This is a genomic window from Rhodohalobacter sp. 8-1, assembly GCF_038150125.1.
GTDB lineage: Bacteria > Bacteroidota > Rhodothermia > Balneolales > Balneolaceae > SW132.
Genome location: NZ_JBBVMF010000036.1, coordinates 1 through 19587, shown reverse-complemented (window position 1 = coordinate 19587; position 19587 = coordinate 1). Strand labels below are relative to the sequence as shown.

Genomic DNA, 19587 nt, shown 5'->3' with positions numbered 1-19587 from the left:
AGATTATGAATAACTCATCTCACATAATGAAACAGTGCTTAGGATTATTACAGGTACCCACAAACTTTCCTGTAGAACCCTTTATATTTTATAGCTACTAATTAGATATGAATAAATATACGCATAAATCTACGGAGAAAAATTTATTGGTCAGGGTAGTAGATGATGATGTTATATTGATCTTGATCAACCGGTACGGTTTGCGTTAAACCATGAAACCGGTGTACTTCCACGGAGCCATGGATTTGCCAGAGCTTCATCACCTGCCCAGGCTGTTTTGTGACCATTATCCCAAACCGGACTGAATACAGCAGGAAGAACCCTTGCGGCCATTTTCATACATCAGCCGGGTCGAGGAGCCGATACCATATGTGCTTCCGGAAAGACCGTCCAAAAGGGTGACTCTCAGATCCTGTTTTTCGTTTCATTCCTGAAAAACTGAGTTCGATTTTAAAAAAACAAAAAACTGTCTCCCCTCCTTCGTAAGGATGGGTTGGGGGTGGTTATAGCATCTTGATCAGGTTTGAAATAGAAGTAATTTATTGTTTAATACTTTCTTTACCACCCCTTCCCAAAGGGATCCCTACGGAGAAATCCCCTCCTTGCCCCGAAAGGAATCCCGTTGGGGGAAAAGGTGGGGACTTTTTGCGCACTTTGATGAAAATTAAGAATCGAACTGAGTTTGAAAAGCCGTGTTTCTGCAGCATTTTGAGAAATAACCAAATCAACGCGGCCCTCACTGTCAAAATCTCCCGGTGCAGCTCCGCGCTGGTCACCGAGATCCCCGAGGTCCAGTTTAGACCCTGTATTCAACAGCACATCTTTATACCCGTTCAGCGTTTAATCCAAACCGTATGTAGCGCAAGACCATTCACCGGACTGAGGGCCACTAAATAGGATATTTCAGCCAAAGTGAGATCAACGCGGTTTAAGAAGAGCGAATTCCGGCATTCTCCGATTTGAAGCGGGTATAAATATTCACCATCCATCTGAACTAATCTTTTTGATGACTGATGCTCAGCATCTCAAAGACAAAAATATCAGTTAATCCGTCGCGATTGATTTCTGAGTGGTTCTACAGGAAAGTTTGTGGGTACATATATAAATCCTCTGCAAAGTTCCTTATACCGTCTCATCAAAACAACTGGTTAATCTGTATGTCATTTGTCAGGACAAACTGTGTAGCTTTTACAGATTCTTCATAAAACGAAAAACCACCGTTTTATTCAGAATGACATTGAATCCATTGGGGTGTTGGGCGGCGTGACAACAAGGCGATATTGAAAAATGACTGCTGAACCCACGCCGCCCACGTGTCAACCAATGAGCGTGTCATCCTGATCAAGCCATTGTATTTTATGGCGCAGAGAAGGATCTGCAAAAGCAATTGACCTACATTTTGAACATGATCTAAGCGATTGTTTACAAATATTGCCATCAACCCACAAACTTTCCTGTTGAACCTACTGAATTTTACCTTACACACAAATTAACTTAGAGCCTATTAAAAGATGTAAGGTAAGGGTGAACAAATTTAAAAATTTTTGCTCAAATTTACGTAATCTGATTAAATTCAAAAATAACAATAACTTAAGTGTTGTGTTATATTTCCAATTTGTAGAACGAAAAATTTCTTTCTCTTTTGTTTGTTTTATAGAGCAAAATAATTTTACTTAAGCGTGTACTGTTTTAAATCTTTTTACACTCTGAAAATAATAAAGTAAAAGCAGCAGATTAAGCTAATTAGAGCTTTCTCAGTTAGTAGAAGCTTATTGTTTGCGGAGGAATGTTATAAAGAGACCATATTGCTATAGAAGCAAATTTAAATGGGATAAATGGATTCTGAGCGATAATTCCTACTTAAAATTGTGAAAGCGCTTTTTAAGTTGGTGTTATCAGATCGGTAATTTTGAATGTAAAGATAAACACTAAAAAAAGGTTAAATATGACATTTAGGCTACTCAACTTGCATAAACCTGATAGATTAAATCAGGCCTTATTTGTTTTTAAAAAAATATGGGCTGGTTTATTTGTAATGTTGTTGATTTGTGGAACTGCTCTGGGTCAGAATATAGAGATTACTGGTACAGTATTTTCTGAAGGAGGAGAAACCCTTCCGGGTGGATCAATCGTTTTGGAGGGTACACAGATAGGAACTACTTCAGATCTGGACGGTAATTATTCGATAGCTGCACCGCCAGACGGTGTGTTGGTTTTTTCCTTTATTGGTTATCAAACTCTTAGAGAACCCATCAACGGTCGAACGACAATTGATGTAACGTTAGAAGAAACAATAGCCAATCTTGACGAGCTGGTTGTAACAGGTTATTCATCACAACGTCGTGGAGATTTAACCGGAGCTATTTCCAGTGTCAATGTTGAAAGTATTGACCGGCAAACCAGCGCAAGTGTGTTAGACAGGCTGGATGGCCAGGTTGCCGGTGTAACCGTGCAATCAAGCGGTTCGCCAGGATCCCGAAACACTGTTCGAATTCGTGGAATCAGTTCTTTCCAGAACAATGATCCACTATATATTATAGATGGTACACCGGTTCAGGACTCTTACGCAAACTGGCTGAATCCAAATGATATCGAATCTATTCAGGTATTGAAGGATGCTTCTGCCGCGTCTATCTATGGTTCTCGTGCTAATAATGGTGTTGTTATTATTGAAACGAAGAAAGGACGTGCCGGTCAGCCACAAGTAAGCTTAAATATGCGAACAGGTATTGCTACACCTACTCGTGGTTATGATGATTTCGTAATTACTGATGCACTCCAGTACCACGAAGTGATTAAGCGGTCTTATACAAATGCAGGACAACCCATACCCACCAACATTTATGGAGATCCGAATAATCCATCGATTCCAAACTACATTTGGCCGAATGACGGTGTGAATCAGACACAAACTGTGGATGAATCAACTTACTCTTTTCCGAATGACCTGATTATGCCGGCAAGCTCCGGAACAAATTGGTGGGATGAAGTATTTGGACCCGCTATGCAGCAGAATTATAACCTTAGTGTAGCTGGTGGATCTGATAACCATAATTATAATGTATCGTTCAATTTCCTCGATCAGGAGGGAACGGCTGCCTATAACCGCTATCGGCGAGGTACGGTTCGGGTAAATACCGAGTTCGATATGGGATTAATTACGATTGGTGAAAATATCTCCATTGCATCAGATCAAACGTATGGTGGTATTCCTAACGATCCCGGAGGATATGCCGAAGATGGTATCATGGGGAAAAATATCCTGATGCAGCCTGTTGTACCGGTCCGCGATATAAACGACTGGTGGGCATCCGGTAAAGCAGTTTCACTGGGTAACCAGGCAAACCCATTAAAGTCTGCATTCTACAGTCAAGAGAGCCCTAGCAGATCTACCCGCATGTTCGGTAATGTTTTTGGGCGGTTTAATATCCAGGAAAAAATATTGGCAACCTCACGTTTAGGCTTTAACCTCTCTGAAAGTTCTTATAGATTCTATTTTCCAGTTGCCCCTGAAAACTCAGAACCCAGCACTAACAATGGGATTGGTGAAGGGAATAGTGTAAATACCGACTGGACCTGGAGTAATACAATTCAATATATCGATACCTACCTGGGAGACCACAATGTGGATATTCTCATCGGACAAGAGGCTAATAATTTTACGAACAGAGGGATCAATGGATCACTAAATGGGTTGGTAAGTACTGCCGAAAATGCAAGATATATCAGCGAATCTCTTGGTGAGACATTGAATGTGAACAGTGGTGGTTTTAAATCATCTCTGCTTTCAGTCTTCGGTAAAATAGCCTATAACTATCAGCAGAAATATTTCTTTGATGTAACCGTACGGCGAGATGGCTCTTCCCGGCTTGGATCAACGAATCAATGGGGAACATTTCCGGCATCCAGTGTTGGATGGAGAGTCTCTAACGAACCTTTCCTGCAAGACAGTGATCTGATCTCCAATCTGATGATTCGTTTCGGATGGGGTATTACAGGAAATCAGTCGATACCGTCTGGCAGAACAGTAGACCAGTTTGGAGGTGGTACATCTGACACTTTCTATAATATTAGTGGTGACGGTTCAAATATTGTTACCGGATACCGGCAAACCGTTCGTGGAAATCCTGATATCAAATGGGAAGAGAACGAGAACATTAACGTCGGTTTGGACCTGGAGATGTTTGAAGGACGCCTCAATTTTACATTGGACATCTATCAGCGCGATACGAACGACCTTCTTTTTGCACCACAGCTACCTGCAACGGCAGGTGCCGCATCTCCTCCTTTTGTAAACATTGGTCAGATGAGAAACACCGGGTTTGATGTTAGTTTGGGAACACGAGGTACATTCGGTGATGGAATCAACTATACATTGTCGTTCAATGGTTCACACTATCAAAATGAAATCCGCAAGATTGACGGTTCCGTTGATTTCTTCTTTGCGGGGACCACAGTAGGCCGGCATCTCTTTACTCCTATTAACCAGCTTGGACAACCTATAGGCGCGTTCTACGGCCTTGAATCAGATGGTATCTTCATGAACTCGCAAGAGGTTAATGACCATGCCACACAGGATGGAGCGGCTCCGGGTCGTCTGAGGTTTGCTGATGTTAATGGTGACGGTGTGATCAACGCCGATGACCGAACTATTATTGGTAGTCCGCACCCTGACTTTACCGGCGGTCTCGACTTTGGACTTCAGTACAGAAACTGGGATTTAAATACCACGCTCTTTGCATCAATTGGTAACGACATTTACGATGTACAGAAAGAGTTTTATATCTTCAGAACCTTTAGTACAACCGTTCGTGAAGACCTTTTAACCGAATCTGCTGTCGTAGAAAATGGCGAGGTCATAAATAATCCCAAGTATCCGCGAATTGATCTTAACGATACGTTTAGCGGTGGCACGGCAAACTCGTTTTACGTGGAGGACGGATCCTACCTGAGATTGCGAAACCTTCAAGTCGGATACACACTGCCAGCCGGAATTATCCCGGGCCTGAGGGACGCGAGAGTATATGTGCAGGGAGAAAACCTGTTGACCTTTACAGGGTATGACGGACTCGATCCTTCGCTTCCCGCTGCAAATATCTCTTCGGGTGGTGCAGATACCCGCGACCAGTATATGGGAATCGACAGGGGATCATATCCTTCAAACAGGATAATCAGCCTCGGTATCAACGCAACGTTTTAAAAGTTAATTTTAAGAGGATTAAAACAATGAAAAATATATTAAAACGTAAATTTTGGATTGGAACAGCTGTTGTCCTGATTACGGGGACGTTATTCTTATACGGCTGCGATGACTTCTTAACCCAGCCCCCGCAGGGATCACTGGATGCAAATACCCTGGCTAATGCCAGTGGTGTGGAAGCAACTCTGATTGCCGGCTACCGTGCACTGGACGCACCCCGGGGTGGACTACAGGGCGGAGCGGCCAGTAACTGGAATTTCGGTTCTATAACGACTGATGATGCCTACAAAGGTACGGAGGCAACAGATGACGCCGTTTCTACGCAACTTGAACAGTATAACTGGTCAACAGGTGGTGTAGATAACCGGATGAACGCTACCTGGGGCAAAAATTATGAAGGTGTAAACCGTGCAAATTCAGCAATTACACTGCTAAACCAGGTGAGAGAAAATCAACCCGGTGAAATCAGTGATGCAGATGCGAATGGTATACGCGGAGAGGCTCTGTTCCTCAGGGCTCACTATCACTTTGATCTGTGGCAGAAATTTGTGAACATCCCCTACTATACAGAAGAGGATGAAGATTTCACAAAATCTAATCAGGGAGTTGACGTGGTTACAAACATCATTGCAGATCTTGATGAAGCCATCTCTCTTTTGCCCGATGCTCCCAGAAAGGGTGAAGTTGGTCGACCAACGTCATGGGTTGCAAAAGCCTATAAAGGCAGGGTATTGATGTACGCAGCGGGTTATCAGAATGACAACAGCTTCTATACTCAGGCAGTCCCTGTACTCGAGGATGTTGTGAATAATGGTCCATTTGCACTGGAAGAGAATTATCATCACGTATGGACCGGTTTTAGTGATCTTTATAATGGTCCGGAAACCATCTGGGCATACCAGGCATCCTCAAACGATGGGCAGTTGAATGGTGAGAATGCCAACCAGGGTGAACGTTTGAACTTTCCGCACTCAGGCAGCCCGTTTGGCTGCTGTGGTTTTCATCAAGGGTCCCAGAATCTTGTCAACTTTTTCAAAGTTGATGGAAACGGGCTGCCCCTTGCAGTTGACGGAGCAGACGGTCTTTCTGTATTTGATGCGGGGAGAGACTGGAATGATCAGGATGGTGAATTTGATGCTAGCCAAAATACTGTTCCTGTAGATCCTCGCTTAGACTGGACCGTAGGGCGAGATGGAGTGCCGTATATGGACTGGGGACCGCACGAAGCCGGATGGATCCGTCAGGAAGCTTTTGGCGGACCTTATAGCCCCAAGAAAAATGTACATGAGCAGAATAGTAATGCACAACATACCGGCGGTGGCTGGGTTACTACCCAGTTAAACTCTGTGAGAATTCATATGCTGCGGTATGCAGAAGTGATGTTATTGCTTGCTGAAGCATATGTTGAAACCGGGACTCCGCAACTTGCTGAACCACTTGTTAATCAAGTTAGAACACGAGCTGGCGTAGCTGCTCAGGGACCTGGTGATGACAGAGCAACGATAGCTGTACCGATTGATGACCCGTCCATTACCTGGGCGGATTACGAAATAGGAACTTATCCGGACGGTTCATTTGCTGATGTTAACTACGCGAGAGCTGCCGTTCGTGCCGAGCGACGGCTTGAGCTGGGAATGGAAGGAACCCGGTTGTTCGACTTAAGACGATGGGGTATCCTGGAGCCAACTCTTAATAATTATGTTGCGGTTGAGGGTGACAGAAGAGACTACCTTCGATCTTCGGCTCAGGTATCCGATCGATACTACGTGTTCCCGATTCCATCTGTACAAATTGAATTAAGTACGGTTGATGGAGAACAACGACTGGTACAAAATGAAGGCTGGTAACAGCAACCTGATTTATTAATCTGAATTACTTCAAACTTTAAAAATCCTGGGAATGCGAGTCGATTACACGGCTTCCTTTCCGGGATTTTTTTTGAAATATTAATACGTTCTGAAAAGGTCTTATGAAGTTTTATAGGAAAACCTCTTCCTGTATATCTCAAATTTACAGGTTATTTTTACATTTTATTCTGTTGATTGGACCATGTTTTTTGAGTTTACCACATTTTATAATAGCACAAAGTTCGAACTCAATACAAATTGATGATTTGATTCAGCCATATAGTGAGAATCCTATGTATTGGCAATATATGGGTGAGCCTTTAATGTTGATTGGAGGAACGGACTCAGACAATATTTTTCAGCTTCAGTATATAGAAGAACACCTGGACGACCTGGTGGCTAATGGCGGCAATTATGTGAGAAATACCATGGCATGGTCCAGGGAAGAAGATGTTTGGCCCTACCTAAGGAATGATGAAGGTTTATTTGATCTTGAACAGTTTAATCCTGAATTTTTTGACCGCCTTGAAAGGTTGTTAAAGCTGGCATATGATCGGGATATTATTGTACAAGTTGAGATTTGGGCAACCTGGAACTACTATATGGAAGGGGATGAAGGATATCCAAAAAGAGGCTGGAATCTGAGCCCGTTTAACCCGCTCAATAACGTGAATTATACCACAGATGAATCGGGAATGCCCACGGAAATTAATTATAGTAAAAGTGAATATCCCGGGGAACACACCTTTTTCTATACGCGGTCTGAGGAGCTCGATCTTGAAGTTGTAAGAGAGTATCAGGAAGCCTTTGTCAATAAAATTCTGGATATCACTTTTCAATATCCCAATGTGCTTTACTGCATGAATAACGAGGTCAATGAAGCACACTCGTGGGGTCAATACTGGGCTCAATTTATTCTAGGCCGAGCCGCAGAGGAAGGTGTCTCTGTGCAAACTTCCGATATGTTTGATTTGAATGCACTGACCCATCCACGGCATCGTGAAATTTTGAATGATCCGGTATATACGTTCATAGATATTTCTCAAAATAATTTTCATACCGGTGAAGTGCATTACGAATTGGTTCGTTATCTCTACGAGTATAGCCGCAGCGGGCCTCTTAAACCATTGAATAATACAAAGGTCTATGGTGGTGTCTGGACCTATGATGAAGGAGGCGAAGATGAAGGAGTTGCCCGTTTCATGCGAAATTTATTTGCCGGGAGCGCGTCAATGCGTTTTCACAGGCGGGAATCGAGTCCGTATATAGAGCAAAGAAACTACTATGGCCTTGGATTGGGTGATGATGCAAAGTCGGTCATTAAAAGCACAAGAATGCTTTTGGATGAGGTAAAGCCCTGGGAGTTATCACCCACCTATAATTATGTCTTGGCACGCTATAGAAATGAAGCCTATGCATTAGTTAACCCGGAGGATACATACCTGGTCTATTTTACGAATGGTGGAAATGCAGAGCTTGATCTTCGAATGGAAACAGGCGCCTATCGTGTAAAATGGCTGGATATTATGAATTCTGTCTGGATTGATGAACATCAGGTTGAAGCAGGAAATTTGGTGGAGTTGGATACACCGGACGATGGCCATTGGGTTGCTGTAATACAAAGAGGTGATTAAAAGAGATCAGTATGAATGAGGATTTTGCTAAGCCCACAGAAATTGATGTTCAAAAAAAAGACTCAAAATTCTTGGGTCTATGTTGATCAGTGTGGGTAATTTATTCTTATGATCTAATCACAATAGAGTAGAGTAGAGTAGAGTAGAGTAGAGTAGAGTAGAGTAGAGTAGAGTCAAAAAAAATAATTGAAGAATGTAGCTTATTAGTCCAGGATACCTTCGGCCTTGAAAGAATTGGCGGTCAAGGGAGCTGTAAGATCTGCGGGACCTTTTATCATACCGGCGAGGAACCGGTTAACAGGCAATAAGAGTGGTGGACCATTGATAAAAGGTAGCAGAGATTACGTGACCGCGCCAATTTTTTCACAGCCTTGATTTTTTGGTTCGTTTTGCCACGAAGTGATCCCTACGGGGCATCAAGGCAAAATGAACAGGACTTTATTTTGAACTGTGGGTGTAAGTTAATACTCATATTTAACTCACAGTGTACATTACGTTATCAATCATATTAGTTCAGGCATTTTATTTGATCAAGCAATCAAATCATGAATTTTTCGTGTTTCCTTGATACTTTTGAACGGTCAAAAGTATCCATGCCCAAGGCATACCTTCGGTGAAACCCGCCGGCTAAAGATTTGCTCCGGTTGGCACATTTGAACACTTTGCCCCGGAGGGATCCCTTTGGGGCGATGAAAAAACGAAGGTCAGCATCGCTTTGTCCTTGTAAATTATAGTCGGCCGGTAAGTTTTTACACTTATCGCATTCGTCTTAAAATGTGCAGACACCACCTGCACAAATCGGAGGCCGGATAGCTGAACAGCCTAAATACATTTATACGCAATTAATTACACAACCTACACAAATTAACAAAGAGCCAAATTCTTATTAACTCAGATTTAAAATTGAAACGATTAACCATATAATGAAATGAAAAAACTACTTCTTGTTCTCGCTACACTATTTGTTGCTGTTCAAATTTCACAAGCTCAGGTGTCCCGTTTTAATGCTCAACAGTATGTAAACCAGGAAGGCGATACTCTAAATTACCGTGTAGCCTATCCGGATTTCAGTGGATCACAAAGTTATCCATTATTGATTTTCCTTCATGGGGGAGGGGAACGGGGAAATGACAATCTCGCCCAACTCAAATGGGGTGTTCAGAATTTTGTTACGGATGAGTGGATGAAAACTTATAAAGCCATTGTGCTGGCGCCACAAGTCCCTGATGATGAAGGTTCAAGGTGGTCTAACTTTGAGGGATCATTCAGAGAAACCGGAAACCCGCTCACTCTTGGAGAGAAACCGGCTAAACCACTCCAAATGACGATGGAAGTTGTAGAGCAGCTTATTGAAAATTTTAATATAGACGAAAACAGAATTTATATTACTGGAATGTCTATGGGTGGATTTGGTACCTGGGATGCCCTCGCCCGGTGGCCGGAGCGTTTTGCAGCAGCCCTTCCGGTTTGTGGTGGCGGAGCCCCGGCAACTGCCGAACGTTTTGCAGATGTACCTATCTGGGTGACTCACGGTGCAGATGATCCGACTGTTCCTCCCGTAATGTCCCGCCAAATGGTTGAAGCCCTTCAAAATGCGGGTGCTCAGCCTGGGTACACGGAATATCCGGATGTTGGGCATTTTTCATGGCTTCAAACCTACTCTGATGAGTACATGATTGACTGGTTATTTAGCCAAAGTAAGGAATAGAACCAAGTTTGATTTTTTCTGTTTAGGTTTCATTTTTTGATTACTATCAAGTTCATATGAATTCTGAATTCAAATATGAAATAGAAAAACATCCGTGTGAAACTCACCAGTTATCCTATGATCTTTTATGGATCTCGGGATTAGTCTTTCTGTTTTTTTTGATTGTCAGCTGCGACCAAACCTTTGAACCTCTCCAAAAAAATGACAAATACCACTTTTCCATCTATGGCTACCTTGATGCCGCTGCCGATACTCAGTGGGTTCGAGTAGGAACCATTCGGCAAAGTGTTGATGAGCCACCAGATCCAAATGGAATACAGGTTACACTGGAAGATCTGCAAAGCAGCGAAACTGTGGTCATGAATGATTCGGTTTTTACCTCCAAAAATGTCCTTAATTACTGGACTACGATGGATATTGAATATGAACAAACCTATCGCATCACAGCCAAAGGTGCCGATGGAAAAGCGAGCCGGGTTACTGTGACAACTCCAAACGGACTACCCCCATTATATATCATAACCCAGCCGACGCCGCCTAAAGCCGCACTGTATTTTCCTGACGTTGTTAAACATATTGCCGATATACAGTCAGTTTGGTATACCATTTTGAAATCAGGAACCGAAATTCGAAGAAGAATCTATCGGTTCCCGATACGAAACACACTCAGGAATACCTATTCATCTTTGGGTACGTTTGTTGCAGTTGCAGATTGGGATGAACAGAGAGAGCAGATTGAATCGAGCATTGGGGGTGCGGATATATCAGTTGTAACCCGTCAATTTTTTGTAGCCGTTGGAGGGCCAGAGTGGGACGATAGTCTCTCTTCGATTGATGACCTCGAGTATTTTCTGGACGGAACCGCCTCCAATGTTGAAAATGGGCTGGGATACGTAGTGGGAATCAGCTCCGGGTGGTATCCCCAGGTTACTTGCCTGACACCTGACCGATCAAATTATGCTCCGTGCGAACCGAGAGAACCGTTTTGGTGAAAGTGGATTCGGCAGGCGAAAACTGCAATCGCCAAGCCGGGATAGCTAAATACTTTTTGATCAACTCGGGTTTAATTGCCTGCAGTTCGATCTTTTCTCTGACTCAAAAAAATCCCAAAAATAAACTTGTTTTTTTTGTTAGGATTTCTCAATCATTTACCAGCTTAACAGTTCAAAAAAGTTTGAGGGTTGTACAACTTTTAAAAGATGCATTCCTGTTAAGGTACAGCAAAGAATTTGAGACGTTTATTTTTAAAGATCCCACCACGAAGTTTAGAGAGGTATCAGGCGATTTTCATCAAGCTTTCGTAATAGCCTGCGTGAAGAGCAGTTCCTTTCCGTTGCCGTCATGAGAGCTTACCTGTTTTAGCATCGGGAGTTTCCGGCTTAGCAGTTCTCCGGAAAATAACAACAAAAACAAAAATAAAACATCAATGAGGTATCACAATGAAACAATCATTCATATCCTTAATAATCGCAGCTATATCTGTAATCTTCCTGTCGGGGTATATCTTTTTTTACCCTTGGAGTGTCAGCCCTTCAAGCTATTATTATTCAAATGTTGGGTTTGGTCAGTATGCAGATAAAGAATTTACTGTTACTGCCGGTAGTAATGAAGCCGGAGGAGGGACAGTGTCTATAACTGGGCAAGATGCCAGCATGTTTTCATGTGTATCTGGATGCACATATTACATAGAAGATGAGGAACAACATTCGGTCACAATACGATTTACAGCCCCTAGCTGCTATGATGGTGGTCTACAGAATTACGGAGCAACCGTTGAGTCTCCCGAAAATTATGGTGTCATTACGGCATCTGTTGGTGCGTCTGTAACTGGTTCGGCACCTAAATTTTAGCACTCTTTCTTTTTCTCAACAAAAAATGTTGATAAAGTTGGGAAATAAGTTACAATACAGAGCACAGAAGTATCATGACTTCTTATAATGTCACAATTGCGGCAAGCTGAATTGTACATTCCTTCAGCTTGCCGCTTAATATTCCAAGTGATTTCTCAAGAAATGCAATTACAAACAACATCTTACTGGCTGACCGATAAAGTATCAAGAATCATTTTTAAGTACTTTATATTGGTTATTACAGTTTGTACGATGCTATTTTCCAGTTGTGACGATTCTTTTCAACCTCTCCAGGAAAATAATATTTATAATTTTTCTATCTCCGGCTATCTGGATGTATCGGCAGACACTCAATGGGTACGGGTTGGAACCATCCGCCAGAGTATTGATGAGCCACCAAACCCAGAAGGAATTCAGGTCACCTTGGAAGATATACATAGTGGCGAAACCGTGATCATGAACGATTCAGTATTCACCTCCAAAAATGTACTCAATTACTGGACTACAATGAATATTGAACAGGAACAAACCTACCGCATCACAGCCGAACAAACCGATGGAAAAAAAAGCGCTGTAACTGTGACGACTCCAAAGGAAATCCCCTCAATATTTATAACTATTAACAATGGTACTCCAGTGGGAGCCAATATTCGGATTAATGATATCATTGAACATATTGCCGATCTACAATCCGTTTGGTATGTTATTCTGAATCCCGGAACTGAAAATCGAAGACGAATTTACAGATTTCCTTTACGGAATACCCTTAGGCAATCCGAAATTTTTGGTGATTCCTTTGCATTTGCAGATTGGAACGAACAAAGAAAGCAGATTGAACAGAGTGTTGGAGGCACGGAAATTGAAATAGCTTCCAGACAATTTTTTGTAGCAGCCGGCGGACCGGAATGGGATGACAGTCTCTCTTCGATTGATGACCTAGAGTATTTTCTGGACGGAACCGCCTCCTATGTTGAAAATGGGCTGGGATACGTAGTGGGAATCAGCTCCGGGTGGTATCCCCAGGTTACTTGCCTGACACTTGACCGATCAAATTATGCTCCGTGCGAACCGAGAGAACCGTTTTGGTATCATGAGTGAATTAAAGAATCGATCATAGGAGCCAGGTATGCAATTACAAACAACATATTCTCAGAAAAACAATCAGGAACGAAGAATCCGTTTTAAGTACTGCTTATTGCTTACAGCCTGTTGCATGCTTGTATTATCTGGTTGCAACCGATCCTTTGAACCTTTTAAAGAAAATAACACATACTATTTCTCAATTTATGGCTACCTGGATGTCTCCGCAGATACACAGTGGGTTCGTGTTTCACCTGCCCGCCAGTAACTTAACGCTCCACCTGAACTGCAGGAGATGCAGGTAACTTTAGACCATCTTGAGACCGGAAAAACCGTAATTATGAAAGACTCTCTGTTTGGCGTAAGCAGCGGGTTCAATTATATCAATTTTTATACATCCATGAATATTGAGCCTGGCCAAACCTACCGGGTAAAAGCCGAGCAGCCGGATGAAAAGTCAAGCCATGTTACCCTTTCCACACCAAAAGAGTTTCCAAACCCACTATTTTTCCAAGATCTTGGTAGCACAACTGAAAGACATATTTACCAGATCATCATGAGGGGGACAGACAACATAGTTGATGTATAAACCTGGTGGTTTGTACGGATAAAATCAGAAGATGATGTGGTGGAAAAGAAATTTACGTTTACGTATGCAGATCGATTATTTTGGATAAAGACGTATGACGGTGCCGATATAGCCGAATTTGTTTCGGCTGCCGAAGAAATTATCTCTGCTTGGGAATAAAACTCCTAAACTTTTGTGTTTCAATGTCGGCCTGCATCGCAAAAAAGGTCTAACGGCTTTTTTGGGTTAAAAAGCTGTATTAAGCAACTCTGAAGCGTCTAGCAGCTGTCGGGGACTCCAAGCGTTGAGGATACAACTACCAGCCGAGAACCCCTCATATAAAACTTTTACAAAAAACTACAATTATTTATAAGAAAATAATTTCAATGCTGAATTAGATTATTATTTTGCCGCGTATGCAACAATTATGCTTTCGATATAAGAATACGTTTGGAGTTCAGTAAATACATTCTCAAAGGGCTTTGCAAAACCAGGGATTTAATATATTTATCAAATGGCACATCAAAACATGAATCTATATGCATTCTAAAAATCCTCTCCTGACTCAAAGATTTCTTATCCTATTGATCGGACTCTTTCTATGTTCGGGCTCAGTACTGGCGCAGAATGCTACGATTCAGGGAATGATTACAGATAAGGCAACCGGCCAACCGCTTTACGGAGCCAACGTGGTATTGGAATCTCTTGCCAATGATGTCATACTGGGTGCCTCGGCCGATAGTGAAGGCTTCTATAGTCTCAGTTCCATCGAACCCGGCACCTGGATTGTACGAATTAGTTTTATCGGATATGTAGCCGAAGAAGATACAATTACATTGGAAAGCGGTGAAAACCGGTCTATTAATGGCTCACTGAGACCCGATGAAGCGATGATGGATGAGTTAGTTGTTGAAGGAGCTACCGGTGCGGTGATGCGGGATGAAGGGCGGCAGCGTATAACACCATCTGATTTAACCCGTATTCCAAGTCCCGCAACCGGCGATTTGGTTACCTACCTTCAAACACTGCCCGGAGTAGTAGCTATGGGTGACCGCGGCGGCCAGTTTTTCATCCGCGGAGGTGAGCCCTCCCAAAACCTCGCACTGGTGGACGGTGCGGTGATATACAAACCGGCACATATTGTCGGCTTTTATTCACCATTTCCGGAAAGCATCGTATCAGGAGCTGATTTTTATGCAGGTGGATTTGGTCCGCGATATACCGGGCGCATTTCTTCCGTTTTGGATATCCAGATGAGGCATGGTGACCGGCGCAGTTTTAAGGGGGCGGGCTCAGTAAGCCCGTTTGCTGCGGAGGTTATGGCAGAGGGACCCCTTACAGAGGGAGAATCATCTTTTATATTTTCTGTACGGAATTCCCTGATTGAAGAAGTGAGTACGTGGTATCCTATTGAAAATCAGCCTCTGAATTTTCAAAGCCAGTTTTTAAAAACCAGCTATATCGATCAAAACACACGCTGCTCTGCTATGTTTATGCATACGTACGACAGGGGAAGAATGGATTTTGAAGAACCTGAGAGCATCAAATGGCGAAACATAATTTTAGGAGGAAAATGTGTTGCATTGCCAGAAGGTTCAAGGGCATTAATGGATACAAATATCAGCCTCTCCCATTTCTCCAATAAGGTCACAGAGTCGGAACCGTTTGGCTTTTCATCCAGAGTTTTCGGACTTAATGTGGATCTGAATCTTCGTCAGTACATTGGAGATATTCGGTTTGATTACGGCTTAATTACGCGCCTTAATTACCTGAATTACGATATAGGGGAGAAGTTTGTTGGAATCCAGGGAGATAAATATACAGAACTTATTTTAGGTACTTATGTTGAAACGGCTATTCCTTTAGGTGACAAATTTACTTTACAGCCGGGAACTGCACTTTCATTTAATCCCCAGGGATATGGCCTGAGCCTTGAACCCCGCTTCCGCTTCTCACTCTTACCATTCGGCAGCGAAGAACAGGAAATCAGCGGCTCTCTGGGCCTCTATAAGCAGTCTATTGTGGGAATCAGTGACATGAGAGACATCAGCTCCGTTTTCGTAGCATGGGCCGGATCACCCCTTGGAGCAAAACAGGTGAAAGCGGTTCATGCTCTGCTGGGTTGGCAACAGGAAATATTTAGAGGTTTCTCTTGGTCTGTTGAAGGGTATTATAAAACGATGACCGATATTGCCGTACCGGTTTGGAGTACAATAGCCCGATTCACTACAGATTTGGCTTTGGCAGATGGCAAGGCTTATGGAGCCGACATTCGCGTAGAGTATAATCGCGGTCGGTTTTACGCCCTCGCCGGCTACGGAATCAGCCAGACCGTTTATACATCATCTCAGGATCATTTTAATGTATGGTTTGGGGAGGAGATCCAGAAATATAATCCTCCGCATGACAGGCGCCACCAGGTCAATCTCCTGTTCAGTGCTGATTTGGGAGGATTTACAATGGGATCTCGATGGCAATTGGGTACAGGATTGCCCTATACCCGTCCACTTGGATTTGATGACTTGCTGGATTTCAGAGAAAGGCTCCCGGATGTAACATCAGATCGGGGGATTCAGCGCGTAATTCTCGACAAACCCTACCAGGGCCGGATGCCGGTTGTCCATCGGTTGGATGTATCTGTCGAAAAAAGATTCCAAATCACGAACTCGGGAACCGCTCTTAATTTGCAGATAGGAGCTATCAACAGCTACGATCAAACCAACATTTTTTATTATGATGTATTTACACGCCGCCGAATTGATCAGTTGCCGTTTTTACCTTACGCCACACTTGAGTTGGAGATAGATTGATGGAGAATAAAATGATAAATTTAAATTCAAAACTAAAAAGAAGTACTCTGCTTTCTTCTCTCAGTTTTCAGCATAAGAAATCTGACGCCCCAAAACGTAAAGTTAATATCCCGATTATAGCTATTTTCCTTGTTGGTTTATTCTTTGTACTTACATCATGCAATCAGGAATTTCAACCGCTGGAATCCAATGATAGATATTTTTTCTCGATGTACGGGCTCATTGATGTCGGTGCAGACACGCAATGGGTTCGTGTAACTCCTGTCCGTGAGCAGATTGATTTGTTAAGCGACGGGTCTGATCTTAAAGTCACTTTGCAAAATTTGGAGACGGGCAGGGAAGTTACTTTAAAGGACTCACTTTTCACCCAGGGAAGAAATGTCTTAAACTTTTGGACGGATGAACCGATAGTGCATAATCAAACGTATCGATTAAAAGCAGAACTCCCAACCGGAGAAATGAGTGAGGTTACGGTAACCACTCCTAATGAGATGCCCGTTCCAAAAGTAGTGGTATTTACATTTCCCGGCTCACCGCCCGATTATTTTGTTTTTGTAGATAAAAATGTAAATCTGGCAGATATTCAGGTAAAATACTACGTACGCCTGTTGGCATCTGATCTTGATGTTCAGAGGATTTTTACTTTCGCATATCGTAATAAAGCTGAAATTATTAATGATTTTCCTGATTACTATACGGTTGAAATCGATCCGGATGCGGAATTAAAAGAGATAGAGAGACAAGTATTGCTTCCACCAGACGGAGTAATCGAAGTTGTTAACAGGCAGGTTTATGTGGCTACGTCAGCCGTTGAGTGGAATGAGGATATTGAAATGCTTGATGATGTTATTTATACCCTGCCTCAAACGCTTTTAAATGTCAATAAAGGTCTTGGATATGTACTTGGAGTCGACAGCAAGTATATTCCCTATAGAGGTTGTTTAGATGAAATAAGTTTTCCTATACCCTGTGGCGAGGAAGAACCCTTTTGGTAAGATTATTACAATTTTGAACAAGGGGGGACCAAAGAAATATGTTTATATTCAGCCTGTTTTGTACGATTTATATATTTAATGCGTTTTAAGTGTAGAATTATCAACTATAATTTAAAAGACACATTTATGAAATTACCTATAATAATTTCTACGATAGCAGTGGCTTTATTGTTTTTTGGGTGCTCTACTTCTGAAACAAGTACTGCAGAAATTCATAATAGATCGGTTAACATACATCCTGAAGGAGCAGTTAGCGATGATAATAACTATTATCGTAGTCTTGCTGACTATCTCAAAAAAGTTCCTGGAATAAACATTTCAGGCTCTGAAAACAACCAAATTGTTACAGTTCGGGGTATATCATCCTTTAATTCAGGAATTGAGCCACTTTTTGTAATTGATGGGGTAGTTGTAGGAAGTAATTACTCTCAGGCAAGCAATATGCTTAATGTACAGGATATAGATTACGTCAGAGTTTTGAAAGGGGCAGATGCAGGCCTTTATGGTGTTAGAGGTGGAAATGGTGTTGTTTTAATTGTTACCAGGTAACAGTAAAAAACTTTCATAATTAGTAGTTTCATAATTTGGATCGCGGAATTGAGGCGCCTCCATAAAAATTATTGGAATTATTGCCCCTATATTTCCCCGTTAAGGGAATTGCTGTGCTCGGAGCGCCAAAAAATATCTTTTCAACTCGTTAAATACCTAAATGTTGATTTTACCTGTTATATCACAATTGGTCACACATCTTTAGGTAAAATCTAAGGTGATCATAAGGGTATGTCCGTGATATAAATCGCACCCACTCTCTACCGCTCTGCCTTCACCGCCCGCTCAGTCGTGACTTCTTGAGAAAGCACTAATTATTACGTTGAATTCTGAACACCTGCAGGGAATCGCTGTTGTTAGCGACCATCAGAATCGTGCCGTTTGGGGTTTGCACCTGGGCGAGTCTTCGCACATCACCTGGAATCAGCAGCCCGCTTTGGGTTGGCCCGACGGGGGTGAAGGTACCGCCCCCGTCGCCTTTAAGCCACAGCCCGTTGCCGGCATCTGCCCTGGGGACGGTGGGCTCGGTTTCATACAGATTCCCCCCGGTGATCAGGTCAGCGGCCCCGTCACCATCCACATCGGAGACGATCATGTCCTGGATAGGGGAGATCTGGGACAGGTTGGGCAGGGGGCGGACCGTAAAGCCGCCCTGGGGGTCACTAAGCAGCACCACGCTGGCAAAGGTGTCGGCCCGGTAGCGCAGGGCCTGCTGGTAGGCCTGCCGGCCGACCACCTGCTCGGCCGTGGCATTGGCAAAGGATTCAAAAGAATCGTAACGGATGCCCAGGGTGTAGATTTCCCGTCCGAGTTTGGCCAGCCCATAGAGAGGGTAGTCTACCCCGTTGATCTGTTTGGTAAGGATGATATCGGTGGTCCAGTCGTCGGTCAGGTCCGCGGCCACCACGCCAAAGGGCGCTTCCGGGGAGGTGGTATAAGTGTGATTGAGTCCCAGGTTGCCGGCGGCCAGGTCCATGCGCCCGTCGCCGTTAAAATCTCCGGCCGCCAGGGAGTTCCACCATCCGCGCAGAGGCGGCAGGTCCATGGCGGCGGTGACATCTTCAAAGGCGTCTCCGCTGTTTTGGTAAAACCGGATGTCCATCCACTCCCCGGCAGTCACCAGGTCGGGGCGGCTGTCTTCGTTAAAATCCATCCATACCGCGTCGGTAATCATGCCGCCCGGCTCCATTAGTTTTGGGGCCATATTCCGGGTGACATCGGTGAACTGCCCGCCGTCATTTTGCAGCAGGTAACTTCGGGTGGGGTGGGGCCAGTTGCGCGGGGTGAGCCGCCCGCCGATAAACAGGTCGGTTTGGCCATCGCCGTTAAAGTCAGCGGCTTTTACC

13 protein-coding genes are annotated in these 19587 nt (G+C 43.3%); 11 read left to right on the top strand and 2 right to left on the bottom strand.

Annotation, left to right across the window (positions count from 1 at the left end):
• Window positions 1-186: 186 nt before the first annotated feature.
• Window positions 187-339, bottom strand: a complete 153-nt coding sequence (locus AABW11_RS19605) for a hypothetical protein (protein ID WP_340107034.1) — start codon at window positions 337-339, stop codon at window positions 187-189.
• Window positions 340-1945: 1606 nt separating this feature from the next.
• On the opposite strand from AABW11_RS19605, the gene AABW11_RS19600 reads away from it, so the two are divergent.
• The 11 genes from AABW11_RS19600 (at window position 1946) to AABW11_RS19550 (ending at window position 18241) form a co-directional block, all read left to right on the top strand.
• Entirely contained in the window at window positions 1946-5200 is a 3255-nt protein-coding gene (locus AABW11_RS19600) for a SusC/RagA family TonB-linked outer membrane protein (RefSeq protein WP_340107033.1), read from the top strand.
• A 26-nt stretch (window positions 5201-5226) separates the two neighbouring features.
• Window positions 5227-7047 carry a RagB/SusD family nutrient uptake outer membrane protein gene (locus AABW11_RS19595; RefSeq protein WP_340107032.1) on the top strand — a complete coding sequence of 607 codons (1821 nt, stop codon included), beginning with the start codon at window positions 5227-5229 and terminating at the stop codon, window positions 7045-7047.
• Window positions 7048-7355: 308 nt separating this feature from the next.
• Window positions 7356-8681: a hypothetical protein gene (locus tag AABW11_RS19590; protein WP_340107031.1), complete on the top strand. Its 1326-nt coding sequence runs from the start codon at window positions 7356-7358 to the stop codon at window positions 8679-8681.
• Window positions 8682-9609: 928 nt separating this feature from the next.
• Window positions 9610-10389, top strand: a complete 780-nt coding sequence (locus tag AABW11_RS19585; protein WP_340107030.1) for a carboxylesterase family protein — start codon at window positions 9610-9612, stop codon at window positions 10387-10389.
• A 56-nt stretch (window positions 10390-10445) separates the two neighbouring features.
• Entirely contained in the window at window positions 10446-11381 is a 936-nt protein-coding gene (locus AABW11_RS19580; protein ID WP_340107029.1) for a hypothetical protein, read from the top strand.
• A 447-nt stretch (window positions 11382-11828) separates the two neighbouring features.
• Window positions 11829-12239 carry a hypothetical protein gene (locus AABW11_RS19575; protein WP_340107028.1) on the top strand — a complete coding sequence of 137 codons (411 nt, stop codon included), beginning with the start codon at window positions 11829-11831 and terminating at the stop codon, window positions 12237-12239.
• Between the two features lie 162 nt (window positions 12240-12401).
• On the top strand, window positions 12402-13337 hold the full coding sequence (locus AABW11_RS19570; RefSeq protein ID WP_340107027.1) for a hypothetical protein: 936 nt from the start codon (window positions 12402-12404) through the stop codon (window positions 13335-13337).
• 277 nt (window positions 13338-13614) lie between these two features.
• A complete protein-coding gene (locus AABW11_RS19565) occupies window positions 13615-13908 on the top strand; it encodes a hypothetical protein (protein WP_340107026.1) in 294 nt (97 codons plus the stop codon).
• A 518-nt stretch (window positions 13909-14426) separates the two neighbouring features.
• Window positions 14427-16697: a TonB-dependent receptor gene (locus AABW11_RS19560; protein ID WP_340107025.1), complete on the top strand. Its 2271-nt coding sequence runs from the start codon at window positions 14427-14429 to the stop codon at window positions 16695-16697.
• Between the two features lie 11 nt (window positions 16698-16708).
• On the top strand, window positions 16709-17692 hold the full coding sequence (locus AABW11_RS19555; protein ID WP_340107024.1) for a hypothetical protein: 984 nt from the start codon (window positions 16709-16711) through the stop codon (window positions 17690-17692).
• 126 nt (window positions 17693-17818) lie between these two features.
• On the top strand, window positions 17819-18241 hold the full coding sequence (locus AABW11_RS19550) for a TonB-dependent receptor plug domain-containing protein (protein WP_340107023.1): 423 nt from the start codon (window positions 17819-17821) through the stop codon (window positions 18239-18241).
• 310 nt (window positions 18242-18551) lie between these two features.
• On the opposite strand, the gene AABW11_RS19545 is transcribed toward AABW11_RS19550, so the two are convergent.
• Window positions 18552-19587 (bottom strand): FG-GAP repeat domain-containing protein (locus AABW11_RS19545; RefSeq protein ID WP_340107022.1); only part of this gene is annotated, 1036 nt, incomplete at its 5' end.

Excerpts from the sequence above, each read along its gene's own strand:
- AABW11_RS19605 (WP_340107034.1), bottom strand. The coding sequence starts at position 339 with ATGAAAATGGCCGCAAGGGTTCTTCCTGCTGTATTCAGTCCGGTTTGG.
- AABW11_RS19600 (WP_340107033.1), top strand. The coding sequence starts at position 1,946 with ATGACATTTAGGCTACTCAACTTGCATAAACCTGATAGATTAAATCAG.
- AABW11_RS19595 (WP_340107032.1), top strand. The coding sequence starts at position 5,227 with ATGAAAAATATATTAAAACGTAAATTTTGGATTGGAACAGCTGTTGTC.
- AABW11_RS19590 (WP_340107031.1), top strand. The coding sequence starts at position 7,356 with ATGGGTGAGCCTTTAATGTTGATTGGAGGAACGGACTCAGACAATATT.
- AABW11_RS19585 (WP_340107030.1), top strand. The coding sequence starts at position 9,610 with ATGAAAAAACTACTTCTTGTTCTCGCTACACTATTTGTTGCTGTTCAA.
- AABW11_RS19580 (WP_340107029.1), top strand. The coding sequence starts at position 10,446 with ATGAATTCTGAATTCAAATATGAAATAGAAAAACATCCGTGTGAAACT.
- AABW11_RS19575 (WP_340107028.1), top strand. The coding sequence starts at position 11,829 with ATGAAACAATCATTCATATCCTTAATAATCGCAGCTATATCTGTAATC.
- AABW11_RS19570 (WP_340107027.1), top strand. The coding sequence starts at position 12,402 with ATGCAATTACAAACAACATCTTACTGGCTGACCGATAAAGTATCAAGA.
- AABW11_RS19565 (WP_340107026.1), top strand. The coding sequence starts at position 13,615 with ATGCAGGTAACTTTAGACCATCTTGAGACCGGAAAAACCGTAATTATG.
- AABW11_RS19560 (WP_340107025.1), top strand. The coding sequence starts at position 14,427 with ATGCATTCTAAAAATCCTCTCCTGACTCAAAGATTTCTTATCCTATTG.
- AABW11_RS19555 (WP_340107024.1), top strand. The coding sequence starts at position 16,709 with ATGATAAATTTAAATTCAAAACTAAAAAGAAGTACTCTGCTTTCTTCT.
- AABW11_RS19550 (WP_340107023.1), top strand. The coding sequence starts at position 17,819 with ATGAAATTACCTATAATAATTTCTACGATAGCAGTGGCTTTATTGTTT.